Below are 3,157 nucleotides of genomic sequence, written 5' to 3'. Positions count from 1 at the left end.
CTCCAAGACCATGTGCTTGTCGATATGGTTCCGTTCCGCGAAATTTCCCTGGTTGATCGCGATGCTGAGCCGATCTCTCGAATCGATGTAAAGCAGGTCCTTCCCAACGGGAACGTCGTCGAACGTTCTTACAAAGGGCGTACGGTAGGCCTTTCCATTCAGCGTCAAAGGAACGACATCGCCATGGGAATAGCCGAGTTTCGCGAAGAGAGGCTGCGGTACGTTGAGGACCAGGTTTCCATAGGGTCCATCCGTACCGATGACCTCCGCGTGCAAACCTTTATCGTCGAGCTTTGCTACCGTTCCTTGCAGCCTGACCAGTTGTGCGACGGGGATCTCGGGACCAGCCGTCGTCCAGTCATCCCCACGCGCGAGATGGGCCGCTGCTGGAGAGAAGATGTCACGGCCATGAAATGTGGACGAAAGCTTAGCTCCAATCATCCACTCCTGACTGGTTATCTCGCGTGCAGCTTCCAGGCCATCGCGCTCCGCAATGCCGGTAATAAGACCATTGTCAGGAAGGACGAAGTACTGTCCCACCTTCGACTTCACAATAATGGCTTTTCGAGCCGTACCCACGCCTGGATCGATCACTGCAATAAACACCGCATCCTTCGCAAAATACGGAGCGCTTCCAGCGAGAAAACGAGCACCTTCGCTGATGTCGTAGGGCGTAACCTGATGCGTGATATCGATAATCGTGGCCGTTGGCGCAATGCCATGCATGACGGCACGGCAGATACCTACTGCATCATCTTTCGTATCGAAGTCGGTCAGAAATCCAATCGTGTGAGGTCCGGTCTGGGCGATCGCCCCAACGCCAACGCTCAATAGAGCCATTGAAACAAGAAGCAAAAACGCTAGAGCATTTTTCCTGCGGGTGTAAGGTAGGGCTTCCGCATCTATGGGCGTTTTCCGCAATGAAAACGCAGCTGCACCCCCCTTCCGGGATACCCAGTGACAGGGAAAACGCTCTAAATATCGAAAAACTCTCAAGCCAACTCCTCACTTCCTGAAAGGTGCTCGTTACGGTTTCGGCCGCCGGAGATCGCGGAAATTTGAGATGCGGTCCCCCTCTAAGGCATTATCCACATCGATAGCGGCGGAAAATCGAAAGCCGCCCCACGCCCGTCTTCCATGGGTGCTGGGGTGGCTTTTTACGTTTTTACGGCCGGAGAAGGGCGGCGGTCCCATGGAATCTAACCTGGCGAAGCTTTTCAACCCGAATAGCGGAATACAGGGCTTTAGCATTTTTATGCACTATTGCAAAAAAGTACGACGATGTGATGTCATGAGTGGCAAGTCGAACCCTTGGTTGCCCTTACCCTATGGCGGAATCATCCGTGAAACACCTGCAACAAGCTGCAAACCTGACCCGCATCCGTGCGATGTCGATGACCCATCATTCGCAACTAGGTCACACCGGCGGCGACCTCTCCTCTGCCGACATCCTTGCCTGTCTCTACCTGGGTGGAATCCTGGCGGTCGATCCCGCCCGGCCTCACTGGGAACAGCGGGATCGCTTCATCATGTCTAAGGGACACTGCTCGGGCGCTTTCTACGCAACGCTCGCCGCACGTGGCTTCTTCCCGGTCGAGCAGCTCAAGACATTTATGGACCCGCTGTCCATGTTGAATGGACATCCGGACCGGAACAAACTGCCCGGGGTAGAGGCAAATACCGGCCCCCTGGGCCATGGAGCCCCCATCGCCGTCGGCGCCGCACTCGCGGCAAAGATGCGCGGCGAACACTGGCGGGTCTTTGTCCTGACCGGCGATGGCGAACTGCAGGAAGGCTCCAACTGGGAGGCCGCCATGACCGCGCATCATTACAAGCTCGATAATCTGACGGTCATCGTCGACCGCAACCGGATTCAGCAGGGTGACTTCACCGAAAACACGGTTCAACTGGACCCGCTCCCTCCGAAGTGGTCCTCCTTCGGCTTTGCCGTGCGTGAGGTGGACGGGCATAACCACGAGGAGCTGATGCGGGTCTTTCAGTCTCTCCCCCTCGAAAGGGGGAAACCCACCTGCATCATTGCCAATACGATCAAAGGCAAAGGCGTCAGCTTTGCAGAGAACAAGCCCGCTTGGCATCATGGTGTGCCGACCCGTGAGCAGCTTTTCATGGCGGCAAAAGAACTCGGTGTGGAGGTCCCATGGTAGTCGCCGCCCCCGTTGAGACATCAGCCAAGACCTACGATTGCCGGGAAGCCTACTCCAGAACGCTGGAAGAGATGGCCGCTCAGGACAAGCGGGTCTGCGCCGTCGTCAACGACTCCATCTCTTCGACCAAGCTGAAGAAGTTCAAGGAACTCTTCCCCGACCGGTTCGTCAACGTCGGCATCGCGGAGCAGAACATGATCGGCGTGGGCGCCGGCCTGGCCAATGGAGGTATGGTCCCCTACGTCTGCGGAGCCTCCTGCTTCCTGACAGCCCGCGCCATGGAACAGGTAAAGGTCGACCTCGGCTACTCCAAGTGGAACGTCAAGCTCTGCGGCATGTCGTCCGGCATGGCTTATGGGCAACTTGGCGCCACCCACCACTCCATCGAAGACATGGCCTGGACGCGCATCATTCCCAACCTCACCGTGATCGTTCCGGCCGATCCGCTCGAAACCGAGCAGGTGATGCGTTATTCGCTGCGGCACGATGGACCCATGTTCCTACGCATCAGCCGGGTTCCGGTGCCTGAGGTGCACGATCGCGGATATCAATTCACCCTCGGCCGGGCCGCGCTCATGAACGATGGAGACGACGTCACCATCATCACCAACGGCATCCTGGTGGCTCGCGCGCTGCAGGCCGCAAAGCTTCTGGAACAGCGCGGCATCTTCGCCCGTGTGCTGAATATGAGCAGCATCAAACCCCTCGACTACGACGCAATCATCAAAGCCGCGAAAGAGACCCGCGGCATCGTCACCGCGGAGGAAGCACTCACCGCAGGCGGTCTGGGCGGAGCGGTCGCAGAAGTGCTCGCACTGCATCATCCTGCGCGGATGCGCATGCTGGGGCTTCCTGACGTCTTCGCACCGACGGGGTCGGCAGAGTTTCTGCTCGACCACTTTCATCTGAACGCAGATGGCATGGTGAATGCCGCACTCGATCTGCTGGGAGAGAACAAGTAGGCGCAGATCATGTCCGACCTTATCCTCGCC

Annotated in this window: 3 protein-coding genes; 2 read left to right on the top strand and 1 reads right to left on the bottom strand. The window is 57.7% G+C overall.

The window, feature by feature from the left end:
• Window positions 1-855: SAM hydrolase/SAM-dependent halogenase family protein (locus AB4043_RS20065; protein ID WP_442307891.1), on the bottom strand; the 855-nt coding region annotated here is incomplete at its 3' end.
• 488 nt (window positions 856-1,343) lie between these two features.
• On the opposite strand from AB4043_RS20065, the gene AB4043_RS20060 reads away from it, so the two are divergent.
• Window positions 1,344-2,165, top strand: a complete 822-nt coding sequence (locus tag AB4043_RS20060; RefSeq protein WP_442302396.1) for a transketolase — start codon at window positions 1,344-1,346, stop codon at window positions 2,163-2,165.
• Complete coding sequence (locus AB4043_RS20055; RefSeq protein ID WP_442302397.1) at window positions 2,159-3,127, top strand: transketolase family protein; 969 nt, start codon at window positions 2,159-2,161, stop codon at window positions 3,125-3,127. Before AB4043_RS20060 ends, AB4043_RS20055 begins: the two co-directional genes overlap by 7 nt.
• The last annotated feature ends 30 nt before the right edge of the window (window positions 3,128-3,157 follow it).

The sequence above is a fragment of the Terriglobus sp. YAF25 genome, assembly GCF_052113305.1.
GTDB lineage: Bacteria > Acidobacteriota > Terriglobia > Terriglobales > Acidobacteriaceae > Terriglobus.
The sequence above is the reverse complement of the archived record's forward strand: the minus strand, read 5'-3'. Positions and strand labels throughout refer to the sequence as shown.